The following is a 20,461-nucleotide window of genomic DNA, read 5'->3' on the forward strand; positions in this document are numbered from 1 at the left end:
TTATTTATAAAAAGTCATGTGTGTTTTAGCCTCTTTGTAATAGTTTATACGATCTTCTAAAGTTCCTGTGTGTAATTCTAATTTATGTCCATCAGGATCTAAAAAATAGATGGACCTCTTATCTCTTACATCTCTATCTCGTCCATTTAAAATAGTGACTTTATTCTTCTCTAACCAATTACACCATTCATCAAAATCCGCTTCGTCCACTGAGAAAGCAGTATGCGTATATGAATATTGAATATCCTTTCTCGGTATATCTGGTTCTTCATTTAAAGCAATCCATAGTCCACCTATGTTGAAATACGCTGTAGTTCTGCCACTTATAAGCAGTTCCCCTTTAAGGATATCTTGATAAAAATGTATCGATGTATGTAAATCACTTACTGAAAAACAAATATGGTTTAAACCTTGAATCAATGTTTTTTCCTCCATATGTTTATTACTTTTTATTTTCACTATTTTTCAAGAAATACCGTATACCTTTATAAGCAAACGACTCATCTTTATACCTAGGTAGAATATGAAAATGAGCATGAAATATATGCTGACCTCCCACTTCATTACAGTTCCACCCCAGATTATAACCATCTGGTTGATAATGTATATCTAAATAATTCTTCACTTCCTGAAGCAAATCATAAGTAGCAAGCCATTCTTCCTTTGTTAAGTCAAAAACTGTTGCTCGATGTGCTTTTGGTACAATAACACCTGCACCAAATAATTGCGATTCTTGATAGGAAGAATTCAATTGCAAGAACATACAATACTCGTTTTGTAATACAATTTTTTGTTGTGGTTCCAGTTCTAAGTGACAAAACATGCAATTATCCATATTTCCACCTATCTCTCTTATTAATATTAAAATTTATTTAGTTTCATATTCGATGTATTCTTTTACCTCTTTATATGGATTCTTTTGATATTTGTAATTTAACTTTTGGCAAAAATCTACATATATCTCATCAAAAAAGCGAATCATACTATACTGTTTTCGCTTAATATCATTAGCGTTTAAAACAGGATATGTGTTTGACAACATAGCATAGTCTCTATTAGATAAATAATCAGGTAAATATTTATAACTTTTACCTATATTAATTTTAAATTTATTATTATAACCTTCTCGCCATGATAATATTAATAGCAACATTTCTCGAGCATTATTTAAACTATCTATTGCATATAACAATTCTTCTCGCCAAACGCCTTTCATCACATATGTAGAAACCCAGTAAAACTCAGTTAAACACTCTTCAACCATTTTGCGAGTTGGCTCTTTTACCCAATGACTACTATCATTACTTTCCTCAATTTCTAATATTATATTATCTTTATTTAACAATATTTCTGTTAAACTATCTTCTTGCAAATAATCCTTTATATTATTTATATCTACTATAGTTAAATCAATGCGATTATAATCGTCAAACAACATTAGTATAGGGAATTTATAGTCAAATTGCGGTTTAAATAACTCTTCTGCTTCAGGCAACTGTGTAATAATTCTATTTCCAAATTGCTCTATCCAAGTCAAATCGTCAATAACTAAGCTATAATCATCAACAATAAATGCTATATCATAATCTTGATAACGGTCAGGTACTACTTTTTTGTTAACTCTAGAACCATTTTCACATACTACTTTCACATGATCATTATTTTGAGCAATATGCAAAATTAATTCATACATTTCAGTAGATGAACGCATTATCCCCCACCAACTCCTCGGTTATTTATATCTAAATTTTTGTTTAGAATTTAGATTTATTTTACAACCCTTTATAAAATTCTATAAGATTACCGTCTGGGTCACAGACATGGAAGCATTTGATGCCCCATGCTTGCTGTTCTGTCGGTTCATCAAGTACTTTAACTTTAGATTTCAATGCGTTATACAAATTTTCAAGATTGTCTGCTTCAATAATTATAATTTGTGTGTGATTATCGTCATTGCCAAAGAAATCCTTGAATTCTAGCGCTTCTGCCATCAATTGTTTGTCGAACAATGATAGGTATGTACCATCGAAATCGAAGTCAGCATAAACACCTTGGCGCTCTCCAAAAACACATGTCACCTTTAAAATATCGTGATAAAAATCAAACATCTTTTCAAAATTATCTGTTAACAACCTAATATTTGTTAATTTCATTTCATCATCTCATTTCTATATTATAAAACTCTTCTTAATTCTTTAACCTATTTTTCATATACTTTACAAAGTTGCTTACTAGATACGATTTTACCTTCATCATTGGATGAAAAATACTACAAAAACTTCACTGTTTCCTTTTTTCTTAATTATGACATCATACCTTAAAAATATAGTTCTCTTTTCTTCATCACTTAAAACATTTTGTATATTTACACTTTAACATTTAAAAAACTGTAGTAACACGGATAGACTTTTAACTATTTAGCACGATTTTAAAAAACAAAAAACCCTTCGTCATTACACAACGAAGGGTTAACAGGAGCTATTAACTATATATTCATATCTTTACTAGACTCAAACTTAAGAATCGTAACTTACGCCACGTTCTTTATAAACTTTTTTAACAATTTTCAACGCATTTAACACTTTTGGAAAACCTACGTATGGTAATAAATGAATAATTGTTTCGGAAATTTCTTGTGGCGTTAAACCTACAGTAAGTGCTACATTGATGTGTAATTCTAATTGAGGTTCAGTACCTAAAGTAAGTAATGCTGAAATTGTACTAATAGCACGTTGTCTGTAATCTAAACCTTCTCTAGAATAAATATCTCCAAAAGCAAATTCAGTTACATATTTTCCTAAACCAGGTGCTACATCACCTAATTCTTCCTCAATGTTAGCGTGTGTAGGAATATTTGTATTATCTGTTGCTGTTAAATCATCCATAATTTTTTTACCAATTTCATTACAATCTTGTTCCATAATAATTATGCCTCCTAATTAATCTCTATACCATTATTATAGTTGCAAAATCGCAATTCGTTAAATTCATGTTGAGAATAATCGTTATGACTTTTTTTCATATTACTCGATCGTATTTTTGGTGAAATCTATAAAAGTTGCTAAAGGGGTTGAGATAGGTTTTTGTTTTTTTACTAAAAAATTCACGTCCATCTCTAAAGCGTCATTATTAATAGGTATTGTTTTGATATTGTCAAAATTCAACAAATTATATAAGGAATACGGCATGACTGCCACACCTAATTGTTCATCTACCATCTTTAAAATAAAATCCCATTGCGCACTTTCAAATACAATATTGGGAATAAAGTCATGTTTATAACATTCGTAAGTGAATACTTTTCGCAATTCGAAATCTGAATTAAGAGTGATAAATGATTGTGCTTTTAAATCATCCATTTCAATACTTTCTTTCTCTGCAAGAGGATGATGCCTATTAACGTAAAGTACTAATGGGTCTTTAATTAAAGGTATAACTTCTAAATTTGCCTCTTTACTTAGCTCCATAGAAATTGCTACATCAATTTCTCCATCTAACAGCTTATCTTTAATTTTATGAGCCCCAGACTCAGTAACATTAATTTTTATATTTGGATATAAATAGGTAAAATCTTTTATTATTTTAGAAAAGTAAAGGGTCCCAGTTATTGGAGGAATACCAATATTTATATGCCCCTGCTTTAAATTTTCAATACCAAATAGTTGGTTAGAGATATTCTCCATAGAATGTATTATTTGTAATCCTTGTTGATAAACTACCTTACCTGATTCAGTTAATTCTATTTTATGATTTGAACGATCTATTAAAGTAGTATTTAACTCATCTTCTAAATTCTTCACAACTTTACTTAATGTAGACTGGGATAAGTATAAAGCTTCAGCTGCACGTGAATATCCTTGATTTTGTACTACTGCAATAAAGTATTTAAGTTGCCTAATATCCATACTATTACTCCTTTCAACAACATTATGATTTTTTTTCATAATTAACATTCCTTATATACATTTTACTCATAGATAGAGTTATATTACAATTAAAGTATCAAATAAATTAAACAACTTACTCGGAGGCGTTGTGTTCATGAAAAAAATAGGTTTTGTAGGCTTAGGCAATATGGGTACTGGTATGGCGATAAATTTACAAAAATCAGGTTTTCAAGTTTTAGCGTATGATTTAAATAAAGATAAAATCAAAGAGCTAGAAAAAGATGGCATCACAGGTTGTGACTCTATTAAAGAAGTAGTTGAACAAGTAGACGACGCTATTATTACAATGGTGCGTAACAGAGAACAAACTGAAAGTGTAATTTTTGGTGAAAATGGTATTAGTTCGGCTAATAGATCAGATGTGACAGTTGTAGTTATGAGTACTTTAAACCCAACAATTATGTCTGAATTAGAAGAAGATGTAACTAAAGCTAATTTCAGTATTATTGATGCGCCAGTAAGTGGTAGCTTATCAGGTGCGGACAATGGTAGCCTTGCTATATTTGCTTCAGGTAAAAGCGAATTGCGTAGTAAATTAAATCCTTATTTCGAAGCTATGGGTACACACGTATTTGACTTAGGCGAAGAAATAGGTGCAGGACAAGCAGCAAAATTAGCTAATAACTTGTTACTAGGTATTAACATGGTAGGTATTTCAGAAGCAGTTAAATTCGGCGACAGCTATGGTTTAGAAGAGTCTGATATATTGAAAATCGTTGAAGTAAGTACTGGTAACAGTTGGGCAGCAAACAACTGGGGCGAAATTAAAGAATATAAAAATAACGGCACTTTAGATGCTATATACAAAGACTTAACGTCAGTTATTTCAGAATCAACAAAACGTAAAACATTCGTACCTGTAAGTGGTTTAGTGCTTAACGTTCTCCATAACTCTATGGATGATGAAAAATAAACAAAACTTTAAAACTTATGTTCACTTATGAAATAAAGGCTATAGCGATAGTCTTTATTTTTTAATTAATCATGTGAAAAAATTAACAATCTCGCAATAAAAACATAGTAAAATCAAGGAGTTAAACAAAGAATGAACACGAAAGAACGTATTTGGACAAAAGATTACACATTAATGTTAACCATAAACTTTATATTAATGTCTATATTTTACTTATTAATCGTCACAATGGCATCATTTGCTACTGACAGCTTTAATGTTTCACCATCTATCGCCGGTTTAGTATCCGGAATTTATATCATAGGAACCGTTGGCGGTCGTTTACTAACAGGAAATATTATCAATAAAGTTGGATCTAAAAAAGTGCTAATTATTGGCTTAATCGCATTTGTATTAACGACACTACTTTACTTCGTTAGTCTTAATATAGGTATTTTATTATTAAGTAGATTTGTTAATGGTTTTGCGGTTGGTATTGCTGCTAACGCAGTTGGTACAATAGTTGCGCAGATTACGCCTAACTCACGTAAAAGTGAAGGCATTGGATATTTCAGTATGAGTTTGTCTGTAGCGACTGCAATCGGGCCATTCCTCGGATTAGTTTTAAATCAAAACTTCTCTTATCAGGTTATTTTTGCTTTATGCTTTATTTTAGCTTTAGTATCGCTGATCATTGCCTTTGTATCGTCAATCAAAAACAAAAAATTCGAAGAAACTTCATCTAACAGTAAAAGTAAATGGAGTATTTCAAATTTCATAGATATAAAAACCTTACCTATTGGAATTTTAATTTTACTATTTGCTTTAGGGTATAGTAGTTTAATTTCATTTTTAAGTTTCTTTGCGGAAGAACGTAACATTGTAAGTTATGCCAGTATGTTCTTTATTGTCTATTCTGTTGTAGTATTACTTACAAGACCAATTACTGGTAAATTAATGGATCAAAAAGGCGCAAATATAATCGTCTATCCATGTATTATTTTATACTTTATCGGTATGATATTACTTGGTTTTTCAACTTTAGGCTTCATGTTACTTATTGCTGCAATCATTATCGGTTTAGGGTATGGTAATTTATTCTCAGCTCATCAAACTATAGCAGTAAAAGTTGCAGAACCTCAAAATGTTGGTTTAGCAACATCTACTTTCTTTATTTTCTTTGATTTAGGGCTCGGATTCGGTCCTTACTTCTTAGGACTCATAGTGCCTCATCTAGGATATGCAGGATTATATATCACTTTAGGAATAATCATGCTATTATTAATAATCCCTTATTATTTCTTCTATGGACGCTATGACCGCCAATATAGATAAGTTTCGCGATATTTTTTAATAAAATTCAAACATTACTACTCACTCATTAACTATAAATTAATACAGGGAGCGGGACAAACACCTTCTTATAAACATAAGATTTTTGTCCCGCTCTTTTTATTTATGTTATAAATTCGTTTATATTATGAATACAACGATAGTATTTTTATCTTATTCCCAGAAAATGAGGTCATTACAATGACAACCCTAGCCTTATTAAAAGCTACAAGACTAGGCTGTTAATTAAAATTACTGCAGCAACACTACTTATCAATTAACATTAAAACACATAAAAAAACCAAATGCCTGTAACATTTGGTTTCTCTTATATTTCAAGTCAATTTATGCTTCGTCTTGAACTTCTTTTACAGATTGTTCAACCTCTTCACGTGATACTTTTTCGCGACCTGATTTCATAGCTTTTAATGTTTTATGCGCCAATACTAAAGGTAAACGACAAAACATTTTGATACTTCTTTTCTTAACTGCTTTAATGTACTCGTCAGCTTTGGCTAAATTAGCTTCTGCATATTCGAATAAGTCGTCTCGTGTCCAATCGTCAGGGACAAAGCTTACTTTTCGTTCATCTAAATCTTCTTGTTCATTACGTAATATATTTACAGCTTGTAAACCACGGCCATAACCAATTGCTAAGTCTCTGTCCGTTTGTTCATTACCATAAATACTCCATAAATCAGACAACATTACGCCTACTAAACCTGCAACATAGTATGTATATTCATCTAAATCTTCACGTGTATGAATTTCCCAATTTAATTTAGACCATTTAGACATACCATATGCAGTCTCACTAGAATGCTCCATTACAGCAGGTAATGCCGCTTCAGGACATACTTTAATCCAATCGCCTAAACGAATTGATACATCTGGTAAAATATCTTTTATTGGTGCAATGATAGACGCATATGCATTTTCATCAAATGGTTGTTTAAATAATTCACTTATTTGCAATAACACCGTATATTTCACGTCATTACTTATATCTGGATGATCTTCAATCTCATCAACTGCACGTAATATTAAATATGCTGAAGCGACTGCATCCTTTAAATCCTTCTCTAAAAAAGTAATAGGAATATAAAATGTACGACTTGTTGCTTTTAACATGTTCATTGCATCTTTATAATCTTTTTTATTTACCACTGCTATTACTCACTCCTTTTCTACATTGAAACTTTCAAACTGACTCTCAGTTTATTAAAAATAATTTACTTTATGACGTTCTTGCAATTAACTATGAACTCAAGCCATAGTGATACTTTATTTATATTTACAGTTATCTTAAAATTTAGAGAATTTAGTAGCTAATATTTTTATCAACTATGCTACATGCGTATTCATATAAGCATCAATATATCATAAGTACTTAAAAACGCATTATTTTTATTAGTTTTATAGGTTAATTATAACATAAGATATTGCGCTAAAATATCAATGTCATCTCTCTTACATTGGTAAATAGTGTTGCCCCACTAAGTTAATCATAAGAGCATTTAATTAACAAATAAAAAGTTAATAAATCGTTTTTTTGTAAAATCTTAGATCTATTTTAGTAGACTTAGTTAACATTCTATTATTAATTAAATTTAATCTACCTAACATGATATTATTAAACCTTTGAACATAGATTTCATCATGATTATAAAAAAGTAGCACCTCAGTTTTAATTAAATTAGCCGTTTTACTATATTTTAGTTATATTAATATTATTTAAATCATCAAAGAAGCTTGATATTGGGAGGGGTTAAACAATGGAGGGATTTTTTGCTCATAATGCCTATGGTTTTAGATTTACAGGGGAACATCAAAATAAAGTAGTCGGCTTAAATTCGATTGGGTATGAACTTCAACAAGAACATAGCTATCAATGGAATGGCCTCACTCGCAACGAAAATAATATCTTTATTTTCCAATACACCTTAAAAGGTCAAGGTGCTATTCGTATTAAAAATAAGACATATACTTTAAATGTGGGCGATGCTTTTTTCGTCCAAGTTCCAAGTGATCATAACTATTATTTACCTCAAGCGTCGGATGAATGGGAGTTTTTGTATTTTACAGTATTTGGAGAAGAAGCTAGCAGATTATTTAATCAAATCACTAAAAATCATGGTCATATTTTTACATTACCGCTTCATTCAGAACCAATTAAACACATCTTTAAAACTTTAGAAACCATTGAGACTACAGGCATAACTAATAGTTACATTGGTTCTATTGCAGCTTATTCGTTTATTATGAAATGTGTTGAGTATTTTGAATATGGCTTAAAGCGACCAAACGATTATCCAATTTCTATAGTTAAAGCTACTCAATTTATTGAAAAAAATTATAAGCAAGACATCACATTAGAAGATATCGTCGAGATTTCTAAGCTATCCAAATATCATTTCACTCGACAATTTAAAAAATATGTAAACGAAACGCCTATCAATTATTTAACCAATATACGTATCAATAACGCATTGCCTTACTTATCACAAAATAATGTCACTATCGATTGGATTGCGCAAGAAGTCGGTTTTCGTTCTACCAACTACTTTAGTAAAGTATTTAAAAAGAAAATCGGTATCTCCCCTAGTAAATATAGAAAAGATACGACAATGATGTCAGTAAATAAAATATTCACGGATTAAGAACAGCAATATTTTACTCTTTTCAGAAAAAATTACAGTTGAATAGTAATTAAATAATCTCTAATCTATAGATAAGCTATAGCGAATATTAAGTACTTAATTATTCAATACGACTAAGTTTAATATTTCTGAGGTTCGAACCCATCATTCATTACTAAAAGGGGTATATATTATGAAAAAAATTACTTTTCTAGGCGCAGGTAGCACTGTTTTTGCTAAAAATGTTTTAGGTGACTGTATGACAGTAGATGCTTTACAAGATTTTGAATTTGCATTATTTGATATCAATGAAGAGCGTTTAAATGATTCGGAAATGATGTTAAATAATCTTAAAAAAGGTATGAATTCAACTGTAACTGTACGTTCATATCAAGACCGCAAAGAAGCATTAAGAGGAGCAAAATATGTCATAAATGCCATTCAAGTTGGTGGGTATGATCCAGCGACGATTACTGATTTCGAAGTCCCTAAAAATTACAATCTTCGACAAACAATTGCTGACACATTAGGTATCGGCGGTATCTTTCGTAATTTAAGAACAATTCCTGTAATGCAAGCATTTGCACGAGATATTAAAGAGGTTTGTCCTGATGCATGGTTTTTAAATTATACAAACCCTATGGCTGTATTAACGAATATCATGTTACAAGAAGGCATAAAAACGGTTGGTTTATGTCACAGTGTACAAGTTTGTGCCAGTGATTTATTAGAATCGCTAGAACTCCCTACAGATCATATACAATCAAAAATAGCCGGGATTAATCACATGGCATGGTTACTTGAGATCACACGTGATGGCGAAGATTTATATCCTGAAATTAAAAAACGTGCGAAAGCAAAGCAACAATCCACACATAGTGACATGGTGCGTTTCGAATTAATGGATAAATTTGGATATTATGTCACAGAATCATCTGAACATAATGCTGAATATCATCCTTATTTCATCAAAAGTCAGTATCCTGAGTTAATTGAACAATATAATATTCCACTCGATGAATATCCGAGACGTTGTGTAAACCAAATAGAAGAATGGCAACATATGCGTGATGATATTGTTAATGACCAAAACCTCACTCATGAACGTACACATGAATATGGCTCATATATTATCGAAGCCATGGAAACAAATAAACCATATAAAATTGGCGGCAATGTGTTGAATACTGGTGGTTTAATCAGTAATCTACCTAAAAATGCAGTCGTTGAAGTACCTTGCTTGGTTGATGCAAGTGGCATTAATCCTACTTATATTGGAGACTTACCAGAGCAACTGGCTGCACTTAATCGCACCAATATTAATACGCAATTATTAACGATAGAGGCTGCGTTAACTCAAAAGAAAGAAAAAATTTATCAAGCCGCTATGTTAGATCCACATACTGCAGCTGAATTATCAATTTCTGATATTATTTCGCTGTGCGATGATTTAATTGAAGCACATGGTGATTGGTTACCTACTTACAGCTAAAAGTACGCAACATCATTCAAACAAAAAATTTCTCACACTATTTTGTAAGCGCTTTAAATAGCGTGAGTATTAAGGGGGATTTTATTTGAAAAGACAGGTAACCCGTAAAGCAAAATATTCATTTGGTACTGGCGCATTTGGTAAAGACTTAGTTGTAGGTCTGACTGGTACATTTTTAATGTTTTATTTCACAGATGTATTAGGCATTGCAGCTAGTTTTGTCGGAACTTTATTTTTTGCAGCACGTATATGGGATGCGATTAACGACCCTGTAATGGGTATGATCGTTGATAAAACAAAAACTAAATGGGGAAAATTTAGACCATGGTTAGTCATCGGAACATTAACCAACGCCGTTGTGACAGTCGTTCTTTTCACAAATTTCGGCTTAACTGGTACAGGTTTATATGTATTTGTTTCTATATTATATATTTTATGGGGAATGACATATACAATGATGGACGTCCCTTATTGGTCATGGCTACCAAACTTAACTAATAATCCAATAGAACGAGAAGAAGTTTCTATTATTCCACGTGTGTTTGCAAGTTTTGCCAATCTACTTGTTGGTACTGTAGGATTAAGTGTTGTTTTATTTTTTGCTGATACGTTTGGCAATGGTAGTCAGTCCACTGGATTCTTTATGTTAACGGTTATTATTGCAGTGATATTTATCGTTGCCATAACTATTACTGTAAGAAATGTATATGAAGCGCCGACTAATATCGATACAGGTATTACATTGCGTTTCAAAGATATATGGCGAATTTTATTTATGAATAAAGAGTTACTCGCATATATTGGTATACTCGTAACATTTTTCTTAAGCATCCAAATTTTAGGCAACGTAGCCATATATTATTTCAGTTATGTGGCTGAATCTAAGTTCTTATTCGCATTATATAACGGTATGGGCTTTATGGAAATTATAGCTTTACTTATGTTTCCTAAAGTTTCTAAATGGTTATCACGTGAACATGCTTTTCCTATTGCGGCTGTGTCATTATCTTTAGGATTAATTATATTATTTTTCGCCAGCTTCTTATTCCCTACCGCTGCGATACCAGTCATCATCGGAACAGCATTAATTAAAATAGGAACTGGGCTTATTATGGGAATAATAACTGTTTCTATTGCTGACGTTATTGATTATAGTGAAATGAAATTCGGTCAACGAAATGAAAGTGTTATAACTTCCACACAAACATTTTTAATGAAAGTAGCGATGGCAGTAGCAGCATTATTAACAGGATGGAGTTTAGAACTTTTTGGTTATCAACCTGGACATGTGCAGAGTGATTATACTAAAAACGGCTTACGCTTTGTGATGATTGCACTACCTATTATTAGCGTTATTATTAGCTATATTATTTATAGATTTAGCTATAATTTAAAAGGAGATTATTTAAAAGATATCGTTTCAGTATTAAATCTTAGAAATAAAAAGAAACACAATAATGAAAATTACTAATATTACTTTATAGTATAATTAAGCCCCTACAATACACTATTGCAGTGAATTGTAAGGGGTGTTTTAATATTTAGATTGATATACAGCTTTAAATAATCTTTTTAACAAAATTAATAATTTCTTGAGTAAATATATTAGGAACTTCGGATGCAGCAAAGTGGCCACCTTGTTTTACTTTATTGTAATATACTAAATTATAATTTTTTTCAACGTAAGCATAAGGTGGTAACATAATATCTTCACTAAATAGTGAAAGCCCGGTCGTTGCCTCTATGTGACCTAATTGAGGCAGTCTATTCGCATTTTCTAAATAAACATTTATTGATGTAGCAATAGTTTGCGTATGCCAATATACAAAAACATTATGAATAATATCTTCCATACTCACTAAGTTGTCGCCACTCCACGAAAAATATTTCTCACCAATCCATGCAATTAATCCAGCTGGAGAATCATTAAGTCCATATGCTAAAGTTTGAGGCTTAGTTGACTGTATGCTCATATATCCAGTTTCTTTGGAGAAAAAGTCACTTGCCCTTTGTTGATAATCAAGTTCCTCATTGGTTAAATTATCTTGTTTCTGTATTAACTCCTTGATGATACCGACATCAGTCAAGTGCAGACCTTTAATAGCTGAAGGGAACTTTTCGGCCATATACCTTGCTACACCTGAACCAACATCTCCACCGGAAACTATAAATTCGTCGTAATTTAATGTGTCACACATTAATGCATACATGACGTCAGCTATTTCATTATTATTTAACCCTTGTTCTAAACCAGAAAATCCGAATCCTGGTAAAGACGGTACAATAACATCAAATGATATTTTGTTGCCATGATATTCAAATCCTTCTTTTAATTTGTTTATAACTTTTGTATACCTCAATATACTATCTGGCCAACCATGTAATAATATCAACGGTAGTCTTATAGCCGTTTGGCCTTGTTCATAGATGAAATGTATTTTTTGATGATTTATATCTGTCACAAAATTATTAAATTGATTTAAGTGCTTTTCTAAACCATTCCAATCATAATCATTTAGCCAATAGTCAACTATACTTTTCACTTTTTCAATATCTATACCGACATCATTGTTATTACTTAATTTTTTAGGCCACCGTATATTGCTTAACTTAGCTGATAGATCCTTCTTTTCATTTTCACTAATTTTAATCGTAAATTTTTCCATGTCATCACCTACTTTTATAATCTCTTGCGCAAACAAATACTATTTCTATGTTATTCCCTTACTTACATGTTTAGAACATAAAAAAGCTTAAACGTCTGTACACTAACGTTTAAGCTTTTCTTATTACAGCATAAAATTTTCTATGTCCTACTGATTAAAAATCGTATTGGTCGTCTTCCTCTTGGAGTATTTGGTTATATACCCTTGCCATACGTAGCGTATCTTGAGCTAACGTCGTAATTCTAAAATGTACGTCGTCGTTAACGATTTGTTTATTTGAAAAATCACTTTCTTCGATAAAAACATACGTTTGCATCACGTGTGCCTTCATATAACCTAAAATTGGTTTTAATTGTAATTCAGGAATTAAATAATGCTTTGAAGAACCTGCAGTAACAATTAATCCAGCTATTTTGTTTCTGAATGCATTAACAGGTAACAAATCAAAAACATTTTTAAGCGCGCCTGGAATGGCAGCCTGAAAGACAGGGAATCCAATAAAAATAATATCCGCTTCCATTAATGTAGTTGTTAGATAAAGTGTATCTCCTTCAGTATCTAAATAATTGCGCCCATCAGGTTGTTGAATATCAAGATCTCTTAAATCTAATAACGTAATTTCATGATTTTCTTCTTGCTCTGTTAGTGCTTCTTGCAATCTATCTATTGCAACTCGCGTTTTCGTACCAATTGGCGAGCCAGATAATAATGCTATTTTCATTATATTACACCCCTATTTAGATAAATGTTTGTTAACCGCTGGTATAATTTCATTACCAATTAATTCGATATTTTTCATGATTTTGTCGAAAGGTACGCCCCCAAAATCTATTTGCGCCATAAATCTTTGGTGTCCGTATAATTCATGTTGATATAGTAATTTCTCAATAATTTGTTGAGGACTGCCAACCATGAGTGCTTCTTTTTCGTTAGTCGCTGCTGCAAATTGTTGCTTTGGATAACCAACACCACGAATAAATGACATCCCCGTATTAAGATGAGGATAATATTCTCTCATTGCTTGTTGTGATGTTTCAGCCGTATAAAACAAACTTGCCGTTGCTACTGGTAGGCACTCAGGAGATGTATCGAAACCAGCTTCCTCTGCAGTCATACGATATTGATCTACAGAATCTTTAAAATTCATCGCAGGACCGCCTAATGTGGTAATCATCATTGGTACGCCTTGACGACCTGCTTTAATTGCACTCGCAGGTGGGCCACCAACCGCTCTCCAAATTGGAAGATTATCATCAACAGGTCTTGGAAAAATCTTCATGTTTCTTAATTCCGGTCTATATTTACCAGACCAAGTAATGCGATCATTTTTATTTAATTCTAATAGTAAATTTAATTTTTCTTCGTATAATTCATCGTAATCTCTTAAATCAATGCCAAATAAATCAAAAATCCCAGTGCGTGATGCTCTACCTGCAACTATTTCCGCACGTCCATTTGAAATTAGATCAATCGTTGCAAAATCTTCAAACACTCTTACTGGGTCGGCAGCACTGATAATTGACGACGAACTTGAAACTTTAATTTTATTCGTAGCTTGTGCAATAGCACCTAAAACAACAGTATGAGCTTGCGTCGTAAAATGTTCTTGGTGACTTTCACCTACCGCAAAAACATCGATGCCAGCTTGTTCAGCAAGTTGACTTGCCTCTATAAGTTCATGGATACGCTGTTCATAACTTACCTTTTCACCATTATGTGGATTAAGTAAATGGTCGCCTAAAGAATATAATCCAAATTCAAGCTTGTTATTTTCATTCATTTTTAAATTGCCCATATTAAACACTCCTACAGTTCATTTATTTGTCTATTTCTTTATTTACGCTGTTAAATGCTTTTTACTAATGAAAGTTAAATTGGCAAAACTTTACTGCTAATTCTATGGTTGGTAGTAGCGTTTAATGATTAACATTAAACTCATTTACTTTTGATTATTTTATTTCTTTAATTTGCCTTAATCTTAACACATGAATTAATAAAACTGTCAGTAGTTGTAATTTCAAGTTATTGTATGGTCCATATCGCTAATTAAAAAATTTTGATAATTTTTCATAAACATTATTTAAAAAAAGCAAAACAATTAAATACCGCATAAATTAAAAGTATAAGTAACTTTATTTATGATACGCAAATTGAAAGCTGGGCAAAAACCTTATTTTTATAAAAATATTTTGTAGTCCCACACCGGCAAGGATGACTAGAGCCGAAAGAAACTTGAGGCGAACGCATTTTCAATTTAGTCATCTACTGCCAATAAAAATAGAGTCTGAAGACAATGTTATCTCCAGACTCTTCTTATTACCTTATAAGAATTTGTTTAAATTTATAATACTGCGAGATTATCACTCGCTAATACGTGGTTATACATGCTTTATTATGCAGTTACCCACTGTGAAGCGCCTTCTGTATCATATAATTTCTGAGCCGCTTGGTCTTGAACTGATTCAGGTGCTTCTGTAGGAGATTTACCTTTATATTCTGAAGGTGCTACAGAATCCCATGTAGTTTGTAAGAATTGATATTTCCCAGCTGCGCCAGTTGATGGGTTAACAGCTTTTGTATCTCCGCCTGATTCACGTTGCGCAATTTGTTTTAAATGACCATTTACATTGCTTGATGAACTACTTTCACTTGCGTTTGAGTTCGTTGACTCATCAGATGAAGTTGATTGCTTCGCTTGTTGTGGTTGCTCTTGTTGTGATTGAGATTGTTGTTGAGTTTGCGCTTGTTGTGATTGTTCTTTTTGCGGTTGTGCTTGTTGCTGTTGACCACTGTTTGAATTCTGTTGCGCTTGATTTGAGCTATCTTGTGAACCATTGTTATAGCCATTATAGCTCCAAGTAAAGTTTGTACCATCTGATTTAAAGTTATAGTTAGTACCATCTTGAGTAAAGTTATAGTTATATGAACCTTTTTGGATTGGAGATTCATTTAATTGATTTGAATTAGATTGTGCTTGTTGTGCTAATTTTGCTTGATCAACATTATTTTCTGCAGCGTTTGCTGAATGACCCGCTACTAATCCTGTAGCGCCAATACCTAAAGCTAATGTTGAAGTAATAATTGTTTTTTTCATTATTTAAATCCTCCTGTATAGGTGGTTATTACTCGTTATTTGCTATTAGTTACTTACTACATAACCCAATGTAACATGCAAAAAAGCTGTGTGAGTTACAGTGAAGTAAAAATGATATTTCATTCTTTTACAATTATCGTCCTTTTTTTATATCATGTAATATTTAAAATTTTGGCACAGAAGTTTTGATCGATGAATAACTAGCCACTGATTGTAATATTCTCGTAATCTGCACACATTCTAAAACAAAATTTATAATTTTAATGGCCACTATAAAATAAGGATAGAAATACATTTTCTGTTGTTATTATTACGCCTAAAAGCTATTCACTCACTATAAGGACTAGTTAACTAACTTATGATATAACATCATATAAGCCTAATATTTATAAAAAGTTTTAATTGTAGAACTATTTATAGAGCAACAGTCTTTTTTGACAAAATATAGATGGAGCTATATATTTTAGCTGTAACATTCAACTATTTTTAAGATAGGGGATTATAAAAATGAATATTTTATTAACTGGCGCCACAGGAAATCTAGGTAGCTTCATAACTAATCAATCACTTGATGAAAATATTGCGAACTTTAATATTGGTGTTCGTAATATAAACAAAGTACCAGAAAAATGGAGAGAATCGCTTAATATTAAACAATTGGATTATTTTGACAAAGAGAGTATGGTTCAAGCATTTACAGGTATAGATTTAGTTGTTTTTATTCCTAGTATTATTCACCCCTCGTTCAAACGTTTACCAGAAGTAGAAAATTTAGTATACGCTGCAGAAGTCGCCAATGTATCACATATAATGTTTATTGGATATTATGCAGATCAACACAACAATCCTTTCCACATGAGTCCTTACTTTGGTTATGCAGAGAGATTACTTGCATCTAGTAACATAAATTATACTTACGTTAGAATGGCAATGTACATGGACCCTCTTGTCCCTTACTTATCTGAACTTAAAAAAATGGGTAAATTAATTTATCCCGTTGGTGAAGGTAGCATTAATTACATTTCTAGAAATGACATAGCCAAAGGCGTCGTAGCACTTCTTAAGAATCCTCATCTTTTAGGAAAACGTTACTTATTATCTGGTTATTCATACACAATGACAGAATTAGCAAAAATTTTAACCGATGTTGCAGGTGAACAAATCGTGTATGATCCGGTTTCATTAGAAGAATTCGCGGAAATGTACGATGAGCCAAAAGGATTTGGTGCATTATTAGCATCTATGTATAAAGCTGGAGAAATGGGTCTACTAGATCAAAATTCAAATGATTTAGAAGAACTTACAGGCGAAAAACCGACAACATTTGAAAACTATCTAACAGCAAACTACTTACATTTTGAAGATAAGTAATAGCTTTTAGTGTTATTAAGATTGGCATTAAAATATTTTCAGTTGAAAGCTTGTTTGATTATAAGTTCTTCAAAACTTTTCTATTTTAATAACACATATTTATAAAAAACCTGCTAAATCCAATTAATTTTGGATTTAGCAGGTTTTAAATATTATTAATTTTTATTTTTCTTCTGATTAAAGTAATAACCGACTAATAATAAAATAATCCACAACGGTGAATAAAATAATGCGATACGCGTGTCATCGGCAAATAACAGCATGACCAAAACAAAAACGAAAAATGCTAATGCAGCATATGAGCCAATGATACCGAATGGGTTTTTGAATATTGATTTTTTGTGTAATTCGGCATTTTCTTTTCTATATTTAATATAACAAATTAAAATAATTGACCAGATAAAAATAAAGAAGATCGTTGCTAGTGTCGTTACTAAGGTAAATACTTCATCTGGAATAAAGTAATTTAGTATTGCTGAGAAAAAGAGCACGACGCCTGAAAAAATTAATGCTGGATATGGTACACCACGTTTATTGATTCTCCCAAGTATTTTAGGTGCATGGCCCGTACTACCTAACCCGTAAACCATTCTACTATTACTAAATAGTCCACTATTCGCAGCACTTGCAGCTGATGTTAACACTACAAAGTTTACAATGCCTGCCGCTGCAGGAATACCTGCTAAGACGAATAAATTAACGAATGGACTTTCTGTTGCAGAAACTTTGTTCCATGGTGTAATGCTCATAATAATTAATAAACTAAGGACGTAAAATATTAAAATACGATACCCTAATGAGTTTACCGCTTTAGGTAAGTTCTTTTCAGGATCTTTAGTCTCACGTGATGTCACACCAACGAGTTCAATACCGACAAAACTAAAGACGGCCATTTGAAATGCGAGTAAAAAGCCCATTGCCCCGTTCGGGAAAGGTCCACCGTGTGTATATAAGTTATGGAAACCTGATTGAATACCTGTGCTGGATTTAAAGCCAGTTAAGATTAACCATAAACCAATCACTATCAATAGAACAATCGCAATAATTTTAATTAGGGCAAACCAAAACTCAACTTCTCCAAAAAGTCGTACTGTCATTAAATTTAAGATTAATAAAATCAATACCGTCCCGACCGCTGAGATATAGAGCGGTATGTCTGGGAACCAATATTGAATATATTTAGCAGCCGCTGTTATATCTGCAATTCCCGTGGCTACCCAACAGAACCAATAGGTCCAGCCTGTCAAAAATCCAAATAAATGACCTAAATAATGTTCTGCAATATCAGTAAACGAATTATACTCACTATTCGATAATAGTAATTCTCCCAACGCTCTCATCATGATAAATAAGAAAAATCCAATAATGATATATACTAATAAAATGGATGGACCGGCTAAAGAAATACTTTTACCTGCACCCAAGAATAATCCTGTGCCAATCGCTCCCCCAATGGCAATCAACTGAATATGTCGATTGGTCATTTTACGTTGCAATTCATGATCTTTCATTTCTGTTCACTCTCTCCTAAATAATAAAACTGTAGTATTTATGTATTGTCTTTAGTTCATACGCTTATTCTCACTCTACAAAATGGCTTTAATTCCGTTATTTTAGTATTGTTTAGCAATAATTTTGGCAATAAAAAAACTTCATCCATATATTAGAGAAGTTAATGTTAAACACATTATCAAACTTTAAACAAAACTATTCGTATGGAAATAGTTGGAATTATAGATATATCAGTGTCATTGATATAAGCAATTGCTAACCTAATATTAAATTCAATACATTGTAGAGTAACTATTATGCTTAATAGTAATACTTATAAAACATCCTAAAAAAACAATATGTATATCATATTACTATTTCAAATTATTCTCAACAATAATATTCTGAATTTTCCTTAAATACTGTAGATAATAGTTATGGTTTTGGAATTATTATCTACAAAAATATATTGTTACACTCAAGCCACAATAGTTTCTTTAACTTAGCTCATGAAAAGGCGGTGACCTTAAACTATGCTTTAATGATAAATTGTTTTTAGGAGGTTGTTGAAATGCAAATAGATGAGGTTTCCAAAAGATTAAATATACCAAAATCACAAATTCGATATTATGAAAAATCAGGGTTACTATCCATAACTAGAGATCCCAATGGATATCGTTTCTTTGATGATGATACATTATTTGAATTGCAGATGATTCTAGATTTAAAAGAGTTGGATTTAGAATTAAGCGAAATAAAATATATAATATCGTTATTTCACAAGCCAGTTACAAAGCAATGTAATGAAAATTCTACTGAATTTATCGCTAAAATAATTCAAAGAACTGAACAAAGACTCAAAAAACAACAACTGATACTTTCAAAAATGAAAGAACTACATGAGCTTAGCAGAAATGAGCAATATGAAGTAAATAAAGCTGCAATATTTTCAAAATTAGATAGGAGACATGATAAACATGATTAGTATTATTTATGGGGGCAATCATGAAGGTATTTGCTTTGATATTTATCAATCAATTTTAAGTCAATTAGATAACAACAATATCCGCAATATTAATTTACAATATGAAAATATATCATTAACCTTACCTCATGGTTACCACTCTCAAATAACGGAACAGCAAATGGAACTTATCGAAAGTATTCATTCTTCTGACACACTAATATTTATATATCCATTATATTGGTTCAATATGACACCTATTATGAAAAGCTTTATAGACCAAGTATTTTGGCCAGAGTATGCTTTTAGTTTTAAAGAAAAACAATATTTTAAAAAAGGGTTATGGAAAAATAAAAAAGCAATTATTGTTTACACCCAGGGTGGACCCGAAATATTCCATAAATTAAATAAAAGACTAGGTTATCAAGTACTTAAATATCCGTTACATCTATCAGGTATTTATAATATCAAAACATATCATTTAGATAATTTAAATAGAAGTAAGCAACAAAGATACAAAATCACTAAACGCATTAATAGCATAGCACATCAAATAGCAAAACAAGTTTAAAA

General features: G+C 31.5%; 20 protein-coding genes. 8 read left to right on the top strand and 12 right to left on the bottom strand.

The features are described 5' to 3' along the window. The 6 genes from fosB to C7J89_RS00845 all read right to left on the bottom strand — a co-directional run bounded on the left by fosB (nucleotide 1) and on the right by C7J89_RS00845 (nucleotide 3,905). Nucleotides 1-420 (bottom strand): FosB/FosD family fosfomycin resistance bacillithiol transferase, encoded by a 420-nt coding sequence (gene fosB / locus C7J89_RS00820; protein ID WP_061854250.1) that lies wholly within the window; start codon nucleotides 418-420, stop codon nucleotides 1-3. 22 nt (nucleotides 421-442) lie between these two features. After that, nucleotides 443-835, bottom strand: a complete 393-nt coding sequence (locus tag C7J89_RS00825; protein WP_061854249.1) for an HIT family protein — start codon at nucleotides 833-835, stop codon at nucleotides 443-445. 33 nt (nucleotides 836-868) lie between these two features. Continuing rightward, on the bottom strand, nucleotides 869-1,711 hold the full coding sequence (locus C7J89_RS00830; RefSeq protein WP_103295224.1) for an aminoglycoside 6-adenylyltransferase: 843 nt from the start codon (nucleotides 1,709-1,711) through the stop codon (nucleotides 869-871). A 61-nt stretch (nucleotides 1,712-1,772) separates the two neighbouring features. After that, the gene (locus C7J89_RS00835) at nucleotides 1,773-2,153 is read right to left on the bottom strand and encodes a VOC family protein (RefSeq protein ID WP_103295223.1); all 381 of its coding nucleotides are present in this window, start codon (nucleotides 2,151-2,153) and stop codon (nucleotides 1,773-1,775) included. A gap of 363 nt (nucleotides 2,154-2,516) precedes the next feature. Then, nucleotides 2,517-2,921, bottom strand: coding sequence for a carboxymuconolactone decarboxylase family protein (locus tag C7J89_RS00840; protein ID WP_103295222.1), 405 nt, complete (start codon nucleotides 2,919-2,921; stop codon nucleotides 2,517-2,519). 102 nt (nucleotides 2,922-3,023) lie between these two features. Further along, complete coding sequence (locus tag C7J89_RS00845; RefSeq protein WP_159031760.1) at nucleotides 3,024-3,905, bottom strand: LysR family transcriptional regulator; 882 nt, start codon at nucleotides 3,903-3,905, stop codon at nucleotides 3,024-3,026. Between the two features lie 130 nt (nucleotides 3,906-4,035). On the opposite strand from C7J89_RS00845, the gene C7J89_RS00850 reads away from it, so the two are divergent. Together C7J89_RS00850 and C7J89_RS00855 are read left to right on the top strand one after the other, a co-directional pair. Beyond that, nucleotides 4,036-4,860 (top strand): NAD(P)-dependent oxidoreductase, encoded by an 825-nt coding sequence (locus tag C7J89_RS00850; protein WP_324254342.1) that lies wholly within the window; start codon nucleotides 4,036-4,038, stop codon nucleotides 4,858-4,860. Between the two features lie 132 nt (nucleotides 4,861-4,992). Next, nucleotides 4,993-6,174 carry an MFS transporter gene (locus C7J89_RS00855; protein ID WP_103295220.1) on the top strand — a complete coding sequence of 394 codons (1,182 nt, stop codon included), beginning with the start codon at nucleotides 4,993-4,995 and terminating at the stop codon, nucleotides 6,172-6,174. Between the two features lie 342 nt (nucleotides 6,175-6,516). On the opposite strand, the gene C7J89_RS00860 is transcribed toward C7J89_RS00855, so the two are convergent. Next, nucleotides 6,517-7,338, bottom strand: coding sequence for a squalene/phytoene synthase family protein (locus C7J89_RS00860; RefSeq protein WP_048794537.1), 822 nt, complete (start codon nucleotides 7,336-7,338; stop codon nucleotides 6,517-6,519). 608 nt (nucleotides 7,339-7,946) lie between these two features. Between C7J89_RS00860 and C7J89_RS00865 the strand changes: the two genes are divergently transcribed. From C7J89_RS00865 to melB, 3 genes are all read left to right on the top strand, one after another. Then, nucleotides 7,947-8,831, top strand: a complete 885-nt coding sequence (locus tag C7J89_RS00865; RefSeq protein ID WP_103295219.1) for an AraC family transcriptional regulator — start codon at nucleotides 7,947-7,949, stop codon at nucleotides 8,829-8,831. Nucleotides 8,832-9,003: 172 nt separating this feature from the next. Further along, nucleotides 9,004-10,302: an alpha-glucosidase/alpha-galactosidase gene (gene melA, locus C7J89_RS00870; RefSeq protein ID WP_103295218.1), complete on the top strand. Its 1,299-nt coding sequence runs from the start codon at nucleotides 9,004-9,006 to the stop codon at nucleotides 10,300-10,302. 85 nt (nucleotides 10,303-10,387) lie between these two features. Then, nucleotides 10,388-11,773, top strand: coding sequence for a melibiose:sodium transporter MelB (melB, locus tag C7J89_RS00875; RefSeq protein WP_103295217.1), 1,386 nt, complete (start codon nucleotides 10,388-10,390; stop codon nucleotides 11,771-11,773). 88 nt (nucleotides 11,774-11,861) lie between these two features. On the opposite strand, the gene C7J89_RS00880 is transcribed toward melB, so the two are convergent. The 4 genes from C7J89_RS00880 to C7J89_RS00895 form a co-directional block, all read right to left on the bottom strand. Further along, on the bottom strand, nucleotides 11,862-12,968 hold the full coding sequence (locus C7J89_RS00880; protein ID WP_103295216.1) for an epoxide hydrolase family protein: 1,107 nt from the start codon (nucleotides 12,966-12,968) through the stop codon (nucleotides 11,862-11,864). Nucleotides 12,969-13,122: 154 nt separating this feature from the next. After that, nucleotides 13,123-13,689: an NADPH-dependent FMN reductase gene (locus C7J89_RS00885; RefSeq protein ID WP_103295215.1), complete on the bottom strand. Its 567-nt coding sequence runs from the start codon at nucleotides 13,687-13,689 to the stop codon at nucleotides 13,123-13,125. 12 nt (nucleotides 13,690-13,701) lie between these two features. Beyond that, nucleotides 13,702-14,763 (bottom strand): LLM class flavin-dependent oxidoreductase, encoded by a 1,062-nt coding sequence (locus C7J89_RS00890; RefSeq protein WP_103295214.1) that lies wholly within the window; start codon nucleotides 14,761-14,763, stop codon nucleotides 13,702-13,704. A 597-nt stretch (nucleotides 14,764-15,360) separates the two neighbouring features. After that, entirely contained in the window at nucleotides 15,361-16,062 is a 702-nt protein-coding gene (locus C7J89_RS00895; RefSeq protein ID WP_103295213.1) for a transglycosylase family protein, read from the bottom strand. Between the two features lie 507 nt (nucleotides 16,063-16,569). On the opposite strand from C7J89_RS00895, the gene C7J89_RS00900 reads away from it, so the two are divergent. Beyond that, nucleotides 16,570-17,433 (top strand): SDR family oxidoreductase, encoded by an 864-nt coding sequence (locus C7J89_RS00900; RefSeq protein ID WP_103295212.1) that lies wholly within the window; start codon nucleotides 16,570-16,572, stop codon nucleotides 17,431-17,433. Between the two features lie 155 nt (nucleotides 17,434-17,588). On the opposite strand, the gene C7J89_RS00905 is transcribed toward C7J89_RS00900, so the two are convergent. After that, nucleotides 17,589-18,944, bottom strand: a complete 1,356-nt coding sequence (locus C7J89_RS00905; RefSeq protein ID WP_061854236.1) for an amino acid permease — start codon at nucleotides 18,942-18,944, stop codon at nucleotides 17,589-17,591. Nucleotides 18,945-19,495: 551 nt separating this feature from the next. Here C7J89_RS00905 and C7J89_RS00910 point away from each other — a divergent pair. Further along, a complete protein-coding gene (locus tag C7J89_RS00910) occupies nucleotides 19,496-19,909 on the top strand; it encodes a MerR family transcriptional regulator (RefSeq protein ID WP_061854235.1) in 414 nt (137 codons plus the stop codon). Beyond that, nucleotides 19,902-20,459 (top strand): NAD(P)H-dependent oxidoreductase, encoded by a 558-nt coding sequence (locus C7J89_RS00915; RefSeq protein ID WP_103295211.1) that lies wholly within the window; start codon nucleotides 19,902-19,904, stop codon nucleotides 20,457-20,459. The genes C7J89_RS00910 and C7J89_RS00915 overlap by 8 nt, the downstream gene beginning before the upstream one ends. Nucleotides 20,460-20,461: the final 2 nt, after the last annotated feature.

It is taken from the genome of Staphylococcus kloosii, assembly GCF_003019255.1.
GTDB classification, from domain to species: domain Bacteria; phylum Bacillota; class Bacilli; order Staphylococcales; family Staphylococcaceae; genus Staphylococcus; species Staphylococcus kloosii.